Source organism: Chryseobacterium rhizoplanae (genome assembly GCF_900182655.1).
Taxonomy (GTDB): domain Bacteria; phylum Bacteroidota; class Bacteroidia; order Flavobacteriales; family Weeksellaceae; genus Chryseobacterium; species Chryseobacterium rhizoplanae.
In genome coordinates this window covers 1017858-1030793 of record NZ_FXTC01000001.1, presented here as the reverse complement: position 1 = coordinate 1030793, position 12936 = coordinate 1017858, and the positions used below count along the sequence as shown (strand labels likewise).

Sequence of the window (12936 nt, the reverse complement as noted above, 5' to 3'; positions counted from 1 at the left end):
GGGTATTAGTTATGGGAAGCTTTTAAATATTGCTCAAAATAGTGGAGGTCGTTTTTATCCTTGATGGACAGATAAAACATGATCTGTTCCGGCTCTTTTAATCCGATACTGTTGAAACAGTCAAAATGAGCAATTAATGCCTGTATATTTTCAATATCAATATCTTTAAGGATAATGAATAAGAGAAAGATATTTTCCTTGATTTCTTTGGCATAGATCGCTGCCCCGTCTTCAAAACACTCCCCTGCATGAGGTATTTTTATAAAATCTTTGTGTCTCAGCGTTTTTATTATTTTCTGACCGTCCATATATATTTTGATTTCATGGTTAAAATAAGCCATATAGAACAAGCTACATGGCTTATTATGTTCTTTTAATCTTCCTGTTCTGCATCAAAATTGATGGATGTTTCTGCAATCTCTGTAAGATGCGAATCGGTGTCTTCTTCTTCCTGAAGCGTTCTTTCAAGAAGGTCGGCAGCTTTATCATGTCCCATGGTAATCGCAAGTTGTGCAAGCCCGCCATAGGTTGCAATTTCGTAATGTTCCACTTTTTGTGCAGCAATAATTAATGCGGCATCTCTTGTTGCAGAGCCATCTTCTGTAGATTTAATGACTTCCTCACCTTCTTCGATGATTCCTTTTATAGCCTTACATTCTTTTTTTTCGGGCTTTTCGTCAATAAGTTTGAAAACTTTTTCCAGACGTTTTACATGCTTTTGGGTTTGAAGATGATGATCTTCAAAGGCATCTTTCAGTTCTTCGGTGGTAGCAGCTTCCTGCATTTTTTCCAACGCTTCAAGAATGGCATTTTCAGCATAATAAATATCTTTCAGGGCACTTACAAAGAATTTATGAAGGGGTGCATTTTTCATTTCCTCCTTGTTCACAGTCGTCTTGTCTGCATTCCCTTTTTGGGTGGCAGAAACTGAACTATTGGTTTCTAATATTTTATTGGGCATGGTGTAAAATGGTGTTTGTAATTAAAAGGATTACCTCTTTATATAGGGCTAAAGAGGCAATCCTGGAAAAAGAATTATGAATTACGTCTGCCTCCGAATCCGGAACGTCCTGATGACCTTCCGCCTCCGTGAGATGCCTGACCTCCCATTCTTGCAATTCTTGTACGGTCCGCTTTACTCATCGCTGCAAAACCTCTTCTTGAACTGCCTGAATTGGAATTACTAGAACTACGGCCTGAACTACTATTGTTATTATTTCCTGATCTAGAATTAGAACCTCCTCGTCCTGAGTTGGATTCAGAATTGGAAGATCTTACTCCCGATCTGGAACCTGAACCAGAATTGGAACGGTTACGGGAATTACCATTTGAAGTACCACTTCCTGATGATGATCTGCCTCTTCCTCCTGAACCTGAGCCAGAATTTGAACGTCCACGGGATCCGCTTCCGGAATTTCCTCCACGAGAACTGCCTCTACCGGAAGTGAATCTTCCCTGACTGTCTCTTTGCTGATTTCCGTTTCCACTTCTGGAACTGCCTCTCCCTCCGCTGCGGCCTCTCTGATCATAATCGTCATCGCCTTCATTGTCGTCATCCTCATCATAATCGTCGTCGTAATCATCATAGTCATCTTCATCATAATCATCGTCATAATCGTCATTTTCATTATCAAAATAATTTTCATATTCTGAAAAATCATCGTCATAATCTTCATCTCTGGTTGCATCATTATAACCATGATCATATCCTAACTGATATACTTCTTCAAGATTTTCCGGTGAATGTGAATTTCTTCTTGAACTGCTATTTCTTGAATTTCTAGTGTTCATAACTGAATTTTTATATTAATATTTAGTGATGTGTATTGCCGTCCGTGACTAGTATTAGACGGCAACAGTTGGGTGTCGGTAATTTTAAAATGATAATAAAAGCAAAATGCTTTTTACGTTCCTTTTTACTAAGGTGTTTGGAATTGGATTGAAAAACTTATATATCAAATATACGTCAGAATAATTCACTTTTTTATGACCTGAGTCATGTTAATGCAGATTAATACAAAATTTTTCGGTCTTGTAAAGTAATGCTGCCTTCTTTTTCCATTTTTTTAAGCTTTTGATGACTGTTTCCACACGCATCCCCGTAAGATTGATGATCTGCTGTCTTGTAAATGCTATATGAAAGCAGTGATGACAGTCTTCATCATAGTAACTTTAGTTTTGCATAGGATTTTGTGATGCCTGTCTTCTGCACCAAAGGAGTACAGAAGACTTTCATCAATATTCATACAGCTTATTGTTTTCATAAACTTATAAGATTTTAATTGAAAAAATCACAAGATCGTATACCTGAAATGATTCTAATATAAGATTTTGCGATTTTCAATTCTTAGGATCTTATCCCTTTCCATATGTTTGATCGTCCTTATAGCGGTTTCCACACAAAGACCGGTAAGGCTTGCCATCTGCTGCCTCGTTAAAGGGATCAAAAAAGAATAAGGAGTTATATCCTTTTGAAAACTCTTAAGATAATCCATCAATCCCCGAAGCCGTATGGACGGATTTTGAGATGAGAGATTCTGCATCATGATAAATTTGTAGTAAAGACGCTCAGAAAGAAAACTGCTTACTTCCATGTATAATTCCGGATTCCGGTTCAGCAGATCAAAAAAGATAGATTTATGAAGCCTTAAAACAGTACATTCTGTAATGGCTTCGGCATTCATAGGATAAGGCTTATCTATGAAAAGTATAGATTCACCACAGCTTTCACCGTCGGATAAAATGTTTTGGATAAATTCTTTCCCTTCCTCATTATAATTATTAAGTTTTACCTCTCCTTTAATAATCTGGTAATAATAGTTAGGGATATCTCCCTCAAAGAATATTGTTTCTGAAGGGTTATAATGTCTCGTTTCCGCTCCCGCTGAAATCAAAATGTTTTCGTCGATAACCATAATAGTTGTTTTTGGTGTTGTTTTCTTCTTCTCCTCTTCTTAGTCTTAGTAAAAATATCATTGGCAATCGATTCTAGATACATGCAAAAATCACACCTTAATTATTATTTTAAAAGTTAAAAAAAGTTAAAAATTTTAATAACTTTAACTGTAATTATAATTATTGATCAGATATAATTACTAAAAATGCAATTAAGTTGATTTTTTGATATAATATAAAAAAATATAATTTCAACAATAAGTAGAAGTATAAATAATAAAACCCGTTTCACTTTGATAACGGGTTTTTACTATAACATTGGTGAACTATTATTTTTTTGTTGTTGTATTTTTATGACTTCTGACGGTATCCATCTTATTTTTTGAAGAAACCGTATCAATACGTATAGTATCTGAAGGAAGAGGTGTAACAGTAGAAATTGTATCAGTTCTGACGGTATTGGTTACAATACTGTCGGTGGTAGATATTTCTGTTTTGGATTCTTTTTTACAGCTTAGGACAATAAGTCCTATAAGCAGACTTGACATAATGAATTTCATAATAATATATTTTGTGGTGATGGTTCAAAAGTAGGCTATTATGAAACCGTATTCTTATGACTTAAGTCATAAAGCTTTATTTTTAATTATTTCGCAAATTTTTTAGTTCCTGCAACACATAAGATAACTCCTATTGTTACCCCCAGCATTCCCATGCTTACCTGCTCATGAAGAAGCCAGGCAGCCAATGCCAATCCAAAGAAAGGCTGAAGGAGCTGCAGTTGCCCAACTGTAGCGATACCACCCTGCGCCAATCCCTTATACCAGAATATAAAACCAATGAACATACTGAAAAGGGAAATGTAAGCCATTCCAAACCATCCCTGAAAACTCACATTTTGAATATCATCAGGGAAATAAATAAAAAATAAAGGAATCATAACAGGAAGTGCCAGTACCAATGCCCAGGAAATCACCTGCCAACCCCCTAGTGTTCTGGATAGTTTGGCTCCTTCAGCATAGCCCATACCGCATAAAATAACGGCAAGCAGCATCAGAATATCGCCAATGGGAGATGCTGATATCCCTTGTGAAACAGCATAACCGATCACTAAAAGACTTCCAACAATCGAGAAAAGCCAAAATACAGGATGAGGCCTTTCACCGCCACGCATGACTCCAAATACAGCAGTTGCCAAAGGAAGCATTCCCAGAAATACAATAGAATGGGCCGAAGTAAGGTATTGAAGAGCCAATGCCGACAAAAGCGGAAAGCCCACCACACAGCCAAGAGAAACCAAGAGCAAAGGCGTTAACTGTTCTTTAACGGGACGTTTTTCTTTACCCAGCCATAATACGATAAGAGCTAATATTCCTGCCACAGCAGCACGAACTATCGTCACAAAGATCGGACTCATTTCCATGACAGCTAATTTTGTAGCAGGCAAACCACCGCTAAATAATACAACTCCTATAAAGCCGTTGATCCATCCGTTTATATTTTCATCTTTTGATATTTGTTTTGTTATCATTGTATCGAAACTTTTAATTGATGGTTCAAAATTAAAAAGGATAATTTGATAAACACAGTATCAGTTTTGTATATTTGCATGAGCACAGTTTGAAATATGAACAAAGAATTTTTATACACAGAAATTGCAGACGGAATTGCAGGACAGATCAGGAACGGTATTTTAAAGGCCGGAGACAAGCTTCCTTCGGTAAGAATGCTATGCCAGGAACATCAGGTAAGTATGAATACAGCCAAGCGTGTCTTCCTGGAACTGGAATCCCAGTCTTTGGTAGAATCCAAGCCGCAAACCGGTTATTTTGTAAGTCAGTTATTATTCGCAAAACTTCCTTTGCCGGAAGTGAGCCGTCCGTCGTTGATCGCCAATAATGATGAACCGGATGAACTGATTAGCAAGGTATATGAAAATATGGGTAAAAAGGATATTACTTTTTTCTCTATTGGTATTCCGTCCGGAGATCTTCTACCCCAGGCCAAATTGAAAAAAGAAATCGTAAATGCCATCAGAGAATTAAAGGATGGTGGTACTGAATATGAGGAGCTTCAGGGAAATCTGAAGCTAAGAAGAATGATTGCCATTCGTTCTCTGCAATGGGGAGGAAACCTGAGCGAAAACGACCTGATTACAACGAATGGCGGAATGAATGCTTTATCATTCTGTTTAATGGCATTAGGAAAGCCAGGTGATACTATTGCCATCGAAAGTCCCTGCTATCCCGGAATTTTACAGCTGGCCAACGGCTTGGGTTTAAAAGTACTGGAACTTCCTACGCACCCAACTACGGGAATAGAAATTGAGGCTTTAAAAAAAGTAATACCCCAAATAGACATCTGCCTGCTCATTCCCAACTTCAATTCACCATTGGGAAGCTGTATGCCTGATGAAAATAAAAAAGAAATTGTAAAAATACTTTCGGAAAACAACATTCCACTGATTGAAGATGATGTGTATGGAGATTTATATTTCGGTTCTACCCGTCCGAAATGCTGCAAGTCTTTTGATAAAGACGGAAATGTATTGTATTGCAGCTCTATTTCAAAAACTTTGGCTCCGGGATATCGTGTAGGGTGGATTGCTCCCGGAAAGTATAAAGACAAAATCATGAAGCTTAAGCTCCTGCATTCCACTTCCTCTATTTCGATTGTCAATGAAGCTGTAGCTAACTTTCTGAAATCCGGCAAGTATGAAAAACATCTTCAGCAGCTGCGCAGAACTTTGCAGAATAATTATCAGAACTATGTTCAGACCATTGCAGAATCTTTTCCGGAAGGCACCAAAACCAGCCGTCCACAAGGAGGATTGTCCTTATGGATAGAATTTGACAGGAAGATACGGACAACAGAACTATACGATCTGGCCATCAAGCAAAATATAAGTATTGCTCCCGGAAGAATGTTTACCTTTCAGGACCAGTTTGAAAACTGTATGAGACTCTGTATAGGACTTCCCTGGTCAGAAGATACACAGGCAAAGCTCAGACAGGTTGGGCAGCTTGCCAAAAAGATTTATTTGAAGTAAGGAAGATAGAGGCTGGAAGATGGAAGTTTTAAGAATAGATTATGTCAATTCTTATTAAAAACGATGTTTAAATAATAACGATCAAGTTCTTTTGTGTTTACCAGAACTTTAAGCCTCCCTCTCCCATCTTCCAGCCTTTTTATTTATTATCCGGGACGAAATTTTTTCTCGCCAGTTCTTTTCTTACACGGCTAAGACTCTCAGGGGTAATTCCAAGGTAAGAAGCAATCATCCATTGCGGAACTCTCAGCAGTAAATCCGGATACATTTTAATGAATTTCATATATCTTTCTTCTGCAGTCTCACCAAGCAAAGAGTTGATTCTGTTTTGAAGACTTCTGATATGTTTCTGAAGCAGGAAATCACTTCTTTCAATGCTGTTTGGAAACTGTTCCACCAGTTTATTAAAGAAATCCGGATGCAAAAACAGAATTTCCGAATCTTCAACCGCTTCTATATAATAAATGGATTTTTCATTGAAATAAAGACTGCTTCGGTCGGAAATCAGCCAGCTTTCAGGAGCAAACTGTATGATATGTTCTTTCCCGTTTTTATCAATGGAATACATTTTCAACAGCCCTTTTTCTACGAAGAATATATGTCTGCATATTTCGCCGTACTGAAGAAGAAACTGGTTTTTAGGGATTTTCTTTACTTCATAGTGCAGGCTGCAGGTGTTCACATTTTGAAGAGGAACATTTAAAACTTTGGCTAAATAATCATTTATATTCTTCATGATACAATCTGGCTTAAAGAGATATCCTGGTGTGAAGCATTGTTTACAGGCTTTCCGTTCTCTATTACAATCAGCTGCGGACTTTCATGTCTTATTTCAAAATCTGCGGCTATTTTATTGGATACAGGTCTGTGGGCCAAAAGATCAAGGTAGTATACATTGACCGGCTGATCTGAATTTTCAACTTCTTTTTCAAAGTTTTTCAGTACAGTTCTGCTGATAAAACAGCTTGTAGAATGTTTAAATATAGCAATCCTATTCTGAAAAGAGTCTTCTATAGCTTTTGTAAGGTCTTCTTCAGACTCTATTTTTTTCCAGAATGTTTTTTGGTCAGGGGTTTCGTTTTTTCCACCGAATATTTTATCAAAAAAACTCATACATTAAATTGTTTTAGATGGTGATCAAGATGTTTGTATTCTAAAAATGTCCAGTCTTTTTCAGTCATGTTTCCAAATAATCTGTGATGATCCGGCAGGCTGTTTTTTTTACAGGCTTCCCGAAATTCCTCCAGCGTTCTCAGAAGATTGGCTTTTGATTCATCAAAATCACACTCAAAATTAACGATTAGTTTTTGAAAAGTAGGCATATTTCTGGGAATTCCATTATTGAAGACATACATTTCTGCTTTCGTGAGGATCCCGATGCTCTTATACACGACATTGATACGGGGAAGTTCTACTTTTTTCAAGGCTACCTGAAGAACCAGATCACAATGCTTTAGCATTTGACATACGTTCATTTTCCCCCATTTCCGAGGGGAATTTTCAGATAACATGGAAATCCGGTTTACAATTTCCTTATAATATATGGGATTATTAAGATTTTTCCTTACCAACCTTTTTCTTTCTTCAGATTTTCAATATGGGCAAAATGATGATTACAGTGCCAGACATATAAGGCAAGGCTGTCTCTCAGATTATAATCTCTATTATGCTCAGGATGATGAAAAGTTCTTTCAAACTGTTTATTGGTAAGGCTTTTAAGAAGTACCACCCATCTTTGGTGTGTTCCTTTCAGCATCCTCATAGCCGGCTTTACAGGCATATGAAAACTGTCCTGAAGCTCTGCCCACTTGGCTTCATCATAAGGTTTTATAGTAGGGTTATCTTCAGTAAGAGCCAGCTTAAAACGTATAAAACTATTCATATGACTGTCAGAAAGGTGGTTGACAAGCTGTCTCACAGTCCAGCCTCCTTCCCTGTAAGGAGTATCCAATTGATCGTCCGTAAAATGTTCAATGAGATTTTTTAGTCTGCCGGGAAAGTCTTTGATCACTTTGATATAAGTATCCAATGTGGTATCGCAGATGTTTTCCGGAACTTCAAACGGGCCTATTGGAAACTTTTTATTTTCTAAATCACTCATTGCTCAAGGTTTTTTAATTTTTAAATATTGACGATTTGTCTGGTTATCATATAAAGGACAATGTATCAATATCAGCTTGTGTAAATTTATCAAAAATTCAAGAAACTAAGGTGAATAAAGCATTAATTGTACAGATAACCATTTTTGTGGTACCAATTGTTCACAAAAAAGGCTTCACGGATCAACTGAAGCCTTTTTATACATTATATTGAAGTATTAATACCCATGCAGATCTATACCTTCTGTTCTTTGCAGGGTTACTTTTTTCCCCATTTTCTTCTGAATTACTCTGAAATGCTGCAATTCATCATCTGTAAGAATACTGATTGCTGTTCCTTTTTCATTGGCACGACCCGTTCTTCCGATACGGTGAATATAATCTAAAGGAGAACGTGGTAATTCGTAATTGATCACACATGGTAATGACTCAATGTGAATTCCACGGCCAATAAGGTCTGTTGCCACCAGAATCTGGGCTCCATTTACTTTGAACTCTTCCAGGTTATTTCTGCGGGCGCCCTGCGATTTCTGACTGTGGATAGCCACCGCTTTAATTTTATTCTTTTTAAGCTTTTCCACCAGATTGTCTGCAGACCTTGTAGATGAAACAAAGATCAAAGCCTTTTCCACCTTTTTTTCTTTAATTAAATAACGCAGGAAAGGGCCTTTATTTTCCGGAGAAACATGATATGCCAGCTGTTCGATATTATCAATTTCAACTTCTTCTTTTTTAATTTCGATAATAGTGGGATTGATAGACAGGCGTTCTTTCATTTCAGAAACCTTATCATTTAAAGTCGCTGAAAACAAAGTCGTTTGTTTCACCACAGGCATCATTGCGAAAAGTTTATTCATTTCTTCACCAAAGCCCAGCTGAAACATTTTATCCGCTTCATCAATCACCAAATGCCGGATTCCTGAAATACTCAACGCATTATGATCAATTAAGTCTAATAAACGTCCGGGAGTGGCAATAAGAACTTCTACTCCAAACATCCCTTTCATCTGCGGATTGATAGATACACCTCCATAAACAGCCATTGTACGAACTTCCCGCTTAAGATTTTCTGTAAAAGCTCTGAAAACTTCATCAATCTGAATTGCCAATTCACGGGTAGGAACCAATATTAAAACCTGAACATTACGGTCTTTTTTAACTTCCGAATTCTGTAATTTTTCTAAAATTGGCATGACAAAGCAAGCCGTTTTTCCGGAACCTGTCTGTGCAATTCCCATCAGATCTTTTCCCTGCAAAATAACAGGAACTGCCTGTTCCTGTATTGGAAATGGTTTCAAATACCCCAGTTTGTTTACAGAACGAATAATATTGTGTGATAATCCTAACGATTCAAATGACATAAAAATACTTATTTACTGCAAAGATAAGCTATTGAGATTTAGTTTCAGATAAAAGGTCAGAAGCCTGAAGATGGAAAAAGGAAGTAATGATAGGCATAAAAACAATGATACTCTATTTCATTCTTTTAAAAGAACTGTTATGTGATGACCGTTATTTTTTTTGCCGATTTGTCCGATAATTAGGATTTGGACAAATTTTTGAAGATTAGTTTTGTAAATTTATCAAAAATTCGAGAAATCAAAATATGAAAAAAGCGTTAATAATAGTCGATGTACAGAATGATTTTTGTGAAGGCGGAGCATTAGCAGTGCCTGGAGCCAGCGAAATTATCCCGTATATCAATCTTCTGATGGAGGAAAATGCATACGATCAGGTGGTTCTTACACAGGACTGGCATCCTGCAGGCCACAAAAGTTTTGCAAGCAGTAATGGCAGACAGGTAGGAGAAAGTATTATTTTAAATGGTGTTCCACAGTTTATGTGGCCGGATCATTGTGTTCAGGGAACTTTCGGGGCAGAATTCCACAAAGATCTGAACAGAGACAAAGTAACCCATATTGTACAAAAAGGTAAAAACATTGAGATAGACAGCTACAGTGGTTTCCAGGATAATAACCATTTTATGAAAACCGGACTGGATGATTTCTTAAAATATCACGATATCCAATTGGTAGAAATCGTTGGTTTGGCATTAGATTATTGTGTTAAATTCACGGCTCAGGATGCCGTAGCCAACGGATATGTAACATGCCTTCATTTCAACGGAACACGTGCTGTAAACGTAAAACCGGACAACGCCAGAGATGCCATCTACGAAATGATTGAAAAAGGAGTGACGGTTTTGGGATAATGTGGCAAATGATGAATTATACATTATGAGTTATGAATTTTAGAGCTCATAACCTGATATAAAAAAGCGCAGAAAATAATTCTGCGCTTTTTATTTTTACACTTAAATGTACTTTTTAAAAGAATAAAATAAGTTATAATCCTGAATCTATAATTCATTTATAACTTTTATAATTCATCCATTATTAAAGCATTTTAAGGTTGTTTACTTCCAGTTCTGTAAGGATTCTCCAGTGTCCTCTCTTGATATTCTTCTTCGTTAATCCTGCAAACATTACTCTGTCTAAAGCTTCCACTTCGTATCCTAATCTTTGGAATATTCTTCTGATAACACGGTTCCATCCGATATGAATCTCAATTCCGATCTCATTTTTAGGCTTTCCTTCAATGTACGAAATCTGGTCAACAACGGCTACTCCTTCATCTAAACGGATTCCTTCTGCGATAAGACGTAGATCTTCACCCGAAAGCTTTTTATCTAACGTTACATGATAAATCTTTTTAGCATCAAAAGATGGATGCGTCAATTTCTTGGTCATGTGTCCGTCATTGGTCAATAAAATAACCCCCGTGGTAGAACGGTCTAATCTTCCAACCGGGAAAACTCTGTAAGGAGAAGCATTAGCTACAAGATCCATTACCGTTTTTCTCGCTTTGTCATCTTTCGTCGTAGAAATGTAACCTTTTGGCTTATTCAAAAGTACATACACCGGTTTTTCAGGAGTAATATTCTGTCCGTCAAAAACTACTCTGTCAGTTTTCTGTACCTGATAGCCCATTTCGTTAACTACTTTTCCGTTTACCTCTACCAATCCCTGGGTAATAAGATCATCCGCTTCTCTTCTGCTGCAGATCCCTGAATTGGCAATATACTTATTTAGACGGATAGTGTCTTTATGAACATCTTTGTCAATTTTGTTTAACCTTCTTTTTTGTACAAAAGATTTTGCTCTGTCATCTCTTTCATCTCCATTTGAGGGTCTTCTGCCATATTTCAGACTACCTCTTTCATATTTATCTCTTGTATCAAAGCTTTTTCCTCCTCTTTTTGGTTTTCCGAAAGATTTTCTCTCAAAACTCTCACTTTTATTCGTGATGTATGCTTTTCTTTCAGATTTTGAACCCATATCTTCGTTGGACCCTTCAGAACTGTCTGTATTTCTCTTGAAAGGTTTTTTATCGAATTTTGAGTTAGACCCTCTATGTTCCGGAGCTGTTCTGCCTCCGTCTTTAGAAAAAGGTTTTTTAAAAGGTTTTGATCCTGAAGAATTTCCAGATCTGGAAGCACGAGAATCATCAGAACTTTTCTTGGTTGAAATTCTTGGTCTCTTTGATCTGTCTGAATTATTATTATCTCTGCTCATTCTAAAAATTTCTGCAAAGATAGTAATTTAGTTACGAGTTAAAAATTAAGAATCATAACTTTGCACTATAGTTTACATTTTAACTTTACAAATATTAGAAGATGATAACAATATTAAACGATAATTTTTCTCAGCTTAACGAGTTTCTTCATGAAAAATCCTTCAGTAAAATTTTCATTCTTGTTGATGAAAATACTCATGAATACTGCCTTCCTATTCTTTTAGGCAATATGGAAACAGACCTTGGCTTTGAAATTTTAGAGATTGAAGCCGGAGAAGAAATGAAAAATATCCAGACTGCCAATCAGCTTTGGGAAATTCTTACGGAAATGCAGGCGGACAGAAAAGCATTGGTTATCAATCTTGGTGGCGGCGTGATTACTGATATGGGCGGATTTGTAGCATCTACTTACAAAAGAGGAATACAGTTCATCAATATTCCTACTACCCTTTTATCCATGTGTGATGCTTCCATAGGAGGAAAAACAGGTATTGATCTGATGCATTATAAAAATATGGTGGGAACTTTCGCTTTCCCGGAACAGATCTTTATTTTTCCTAAATTCCTGGAAACACTGCCATTTAAAGAATTAAGAAGCGGATTCGCAGAAATGCTGAAACACGGATTAATAGCTGATAAAAATCATTGGGATCAGCTGATTCAGGTTCGTAAACTGGAGGTTGAGACAGTAATTCCGCATATTCAGACTTCTATGAATATCAAGCAGGACGTTGTAGATAAAGATTTTCATGAACAGAATATCAGAAAAACATTGAACTTCGGGCATACAATAGGTCACGCTGTAGAAAGTTTATGCTTACAACAAGGAAATCCTATCCTTCACGGGGAGGCGGTTGCCATGGGAATGATTGCAGAAGCTCATCTGGCTTATCTTGAGAATCTTATTTCTGAAACCGAAGCAGATATGGTCATCGAAAATGTTCAGAGATACTATCCTTACCTTGATATCAGTGATTTTAAAGATGAAGATATCACGGCATTATTACTGAATGATAAAAAGAATACAGACAGTAAAATCAACTTTTCATTACTTTCCGGAATAGGTTCTTGTACTTATGACCATCAGTGCAGCCAGGAAAATATCCTTGAATCGCTGTCTTTTTATAGAAAATTGAATAATGCTTAACGCTTTTTTGGAAAGATAAACCCGCTTTGAAAGGTTATTTTTAACAAAATTGTCAATTTAGACCTCTTCTAAACAAATGTTTATTTAAATATGTAATAAGCTGTAAATCAGTTGTATAATATTAATACCACTTACTGTCTAAGTGGTATTTTTATTGATTTTAATCATAA

The 12936-nt window shown here is 36.6% G+C and carries 15 protein-coding genes; 3 read left to right on the top strand and 12 right to left on the bottom strand.

The window, feature by feature from the left end; all coding sequences use genetic code 11:
• Nucleotides 1-5: 5 nt before the first annotated feature.
• From FN817_RS04510 to FN817_RS04485, 6 genes are all read right to left on the bottom strand, one after another.
• Nucleotides 6-308: a hypothetical protein gene (locus FN817_RS04510; RefSeq protein WP_047422939.1), complete on the bottom strand. Its 303-nt coding sequence runs from the start codon at nucleotides 306-308 to the stop codon at nucleotides 6-8.
• 65 nt (nucleotides 309-373) lie between these two features.
• Entirely contained in the window at nucleotides 374-961 is a 588-nt protein-coding gene (locus FN817_RS04505) for a YciE/YciF ferroxidase family protein (protein ID WP_142716895.1), read from the bottom strand.
• 74 nt (nucleotides 962-1035) lie between these two features.
• Nucleotides 1036-1791, bottom strand: coding sequence for a stress-induced protein (locus tag FN817_RS04500; RefSeq protein WP_142716894.1), 756 nt, complete (start codon nucleotides 1789-1791; stop codon nucleotides 1036-1038).
• Between the two features lie 527 nt (nucleotides 1792-2318).
• Complete coding sequence (locus tag FN817_RS04495) at nucleotides 2319-2915, bottom strand: Crp/Fnr family transcriptional regulator (RefSeq protein ID WP_142716893.1); 597 nt, start codon at nucleotides 2913-2915, stop codon at nucleotides 2319-2321.
• Nucleotides 2916-3224: 309 nt separating this feature from the next.
• Nucleotides 3225-3455 carry a hypothetical protein gene (locus tag FN817_RS04490; RefSeq protein ID WP_142716892.1) on the bottom strand — a complete coding sequence of 77 codons (231 nt, stop codon included), beginning with the start codon at nucleotides 3453-3455 and terminating at the stop codon, nucleotides 3225-3227.
• A gap of 86 nt (nucleotides 3456-3541) precedes the next feature.
• Nucleotides 3542-4426 (bottom strand): DMT family transporter, encoded by an 885-nt coding sequence (locus tag FN817_RS04485; protein ID WP_142716891.1) that lies wholly within the window; start codon nucleotides 4424-4426, stop codon nucleotides 3542-3544.
• Between the two features lie 96 nt (nucleotides 4427-4522).
• On the opposite strand from FN817_RS04485, the gene FN817_RS04480 reads away from it, so the two are divergent.
• Nucleotides 4523-5944 carry an aminotransferase-like domain-containing protein gene (locus tag FN817_RS04480; protein ID WP_142716890.1) on the top strand — a complete coding sequence of 474 codons (1422 nt, stop codon included), beginning with the start codon at nucleotides 4523-4525 and terminating at the stop codon, nucleotides 5942-5944.
• A 139-nt stretch (nucleotides 5945-6083) separates the two neighbouring features.
• Here the strand turns inward: FN817_RS04480 and FN817_RS04475 are convergent, their stop codons facing one another.
• The 5 genes from FN817_RS04475 to FN817_RS04455 form a co-directional block, all read right to left on the bottom strand.
• Nucleotides 6084-6680 carry a Crp/Fnr family transcriptional regulator gene (locus tag FN817_RS04475; protein ID WP_047374905.1) on the bottom strand — a complete coding sequence of 199 codons (597 nt, stop codon included), beginning with the start codon at nucleotides 6678-6680 and terminating at the stop codon, nucleotides 6084-6086.
• A complete protein-coding gene (ytxJ, locus tag FN817_RS04470; protein ID WP_047374907.1) occupies nucleotides 6677-7057 on the bottom strand; it encodes a bacillithiol system redox-active protein YtxJ in 381 nt (126 codons plus the stop codon). Before ytxJ ends, FN817_RS04475 begins: the two co-directional genes overlap by 4 nt.
• On the bottom strand, nucleotides 7054-7515 hold the full coding sequence (locus FN817_RS04465; protein ID WP_228451470.1) for a DUF1569 domain-containing protein: 462 nt from the start codon (nucleotides 7513-7515) through the stop codon (nucleotides 7054-7056). Before FN817_RS04465 ends, ytxJ begins: the two co-directional genes overlap by 4 nt.
• Nucleotides 7509-8045 (bottom strand): YfiT family bacillithiol transferase, encoded by a 537-nt coding sequence (locus tag FN817_RS04460; RefSeq protein WP_142716889.1) that lies wholly within the window; start codon nucleotides 8043-8045, stop codon nucleotides 7509-7511. The genes FN817_RS04465 and FN817_RS04460 overlap by 7 nt, the downstream gene beginning before the upstream one ends.
• Nucleotides 8046-8261: 216 nt before the next feature.
• Nucleotides 8262-9404, bottom strand: coding sequence for a DEAD/DEAH box helicase (locus tag FN817_RS04455; RefSeq protein WP_142716888.1), 1143 nt, complete (start codon nucleotides 9402-9404; stop codon nucleotides 8262-8264).
• A 245-nt stretch (nucleotides 9405-9649) separates the two neighbouring features.
• Between FN817_RS04455 and pncA the strand changes: the two genes are divergently transcribed.
• Complete coding sequence (pncA, locus tag FN817_RS04450; protein ID WP_142716887.1) at nucleotides 9650-10255, top strand: bifunctional nicotinamidase/pyrazinamidase; 606 nt, start codon at nucleotides 9650-9652, stop codon at nucleotides 10253-10255.
• A 184-nt stretch (nucleotides 10256-10439) separates the two neighbouring features.
• Here the strand turns inward: pncA and FN817_RS04445 are convergent, their stop codons facing one another.
• Entirely contained in the window at nucleotides 10440-11618 is a 1179-nt protein-coding gene (locus FN817_RS04445; RefSeq protein WP_228451469.1) for a pseudouridine synthase, read from the bottom strand.
• 101 nt (nucleotides 11619-11719) lie between these two features.
• On the opposite strand from FN817_RS04445, the gene aroB reads away from it, so the two are divergent.
• Nucleotides 11720-12766: a 3-dehydroquinate synthase gene (aroB, locus tag FN817_RS04440; protein ID WP_142716886.1), complete on the top strand. Its 1047-nt coding sequence runs from the start codon at nucleotides 11720-11722 to the stop codon at nucleotides 12764-12766.
• Nucleotides 12767-12936: the final 170 nt, after the last annotated feature.

Bases quoted from the DNA above. Each gene is read 5' to 3' on its own strand.
- FN817_RS04510 (WP_047422939.1), bottom strand. From the start codon at position 308: ATGGACGGTCAGAAAATAATAAAAACGCTGAGACACAAAGATTTTATA.
- FN817_RS04505 (WP_142716895.1), bottom strand. From the start codon at position 961: ATGCCCAATAAAATATTAGAAACCAATAGTTCAGTTTCTGCCACCCAA.
- FN817_RS04500 (WP_142716894.1), bottom strand. From the start codon at position 1,791: ATGAACACTAGAAATTCAAGAAATAGCAGTTCAAGAAGAAATTCACAT.
- FN817_RS04495 (WP_142716893.1), bottom strand. From the start codon at position 2,915: ATGGTTATCGACGAAAACATTTTGATTTCAGCGGGAGCGGAAACGAGA.
- FN817_RS04490 (WP_142716892.1), bottom strand. From the start codon at position 3,455: ATGAAATTCATTATGTCAAGTCTGCTTATAGGACTTATTGTCCTAAGC.
- FN817_RS04485 (WP_142716891.1), bottom strand. From the start codon at position 4,426: ATGATAACAAAACAAATATCAAAAGATGAAAATATAAACGGATGGATC.
- FN817_RS04480 (WP_142716890.1), top strand. From the start codon at position 4,523: ATGAACAAAGAATTTTTATACACAGAAATTGCAGACGGAATTGCAGGA.
- FN817_RS04475 (WP_047374905.1), bottom strand. From the start codon at position 6,680: ATGAAGAATATAAATGATTATTTAGCCAAAGTTTTAAATGTTCCTCTT.
- ytxJ (WP_047374907.1), bottom strand. From the start codon at position 7,057: ATGAGTTTTTTTGATAAAATATTCGGTGGAAAAAACGAAACCCCTGAC.
- FN817_RS04460 (WP_142716889.1), bottom strand. From the start codon at position 8,045: ATGAGTGATTTAGAAAATAAAAAGTTTCCAATAGGCCCGTTTGAAGTT.
- FN817_RS04455 (WP_142716888.1), bottom strand. From the start codon at position 9,404: ATGTCATTTGAATCGTTAGGATTATCACACAATATTATTCGTTCTGTA.
- pncA (WP_142716887.1), top strand. From the start codon at position 9,650: ATGAAAAAAGCGTTAATAATAGTCGATGTACAGAATGATTTTTGTGAA.
- FN817_RS04445 (WP_228451469.1), bottom strand. From the start codon at position 11,618: ATGAGCAGAGATAATAATAATTCAGACAGATCAAAGAGACCAAGAATT.
- aroB (WP_142716886.1), top strand. From the start codon at position 11,720: ATGATAACAATATTAAACGATAATTTTTCTCAGCTTAACGAGTTTCTT.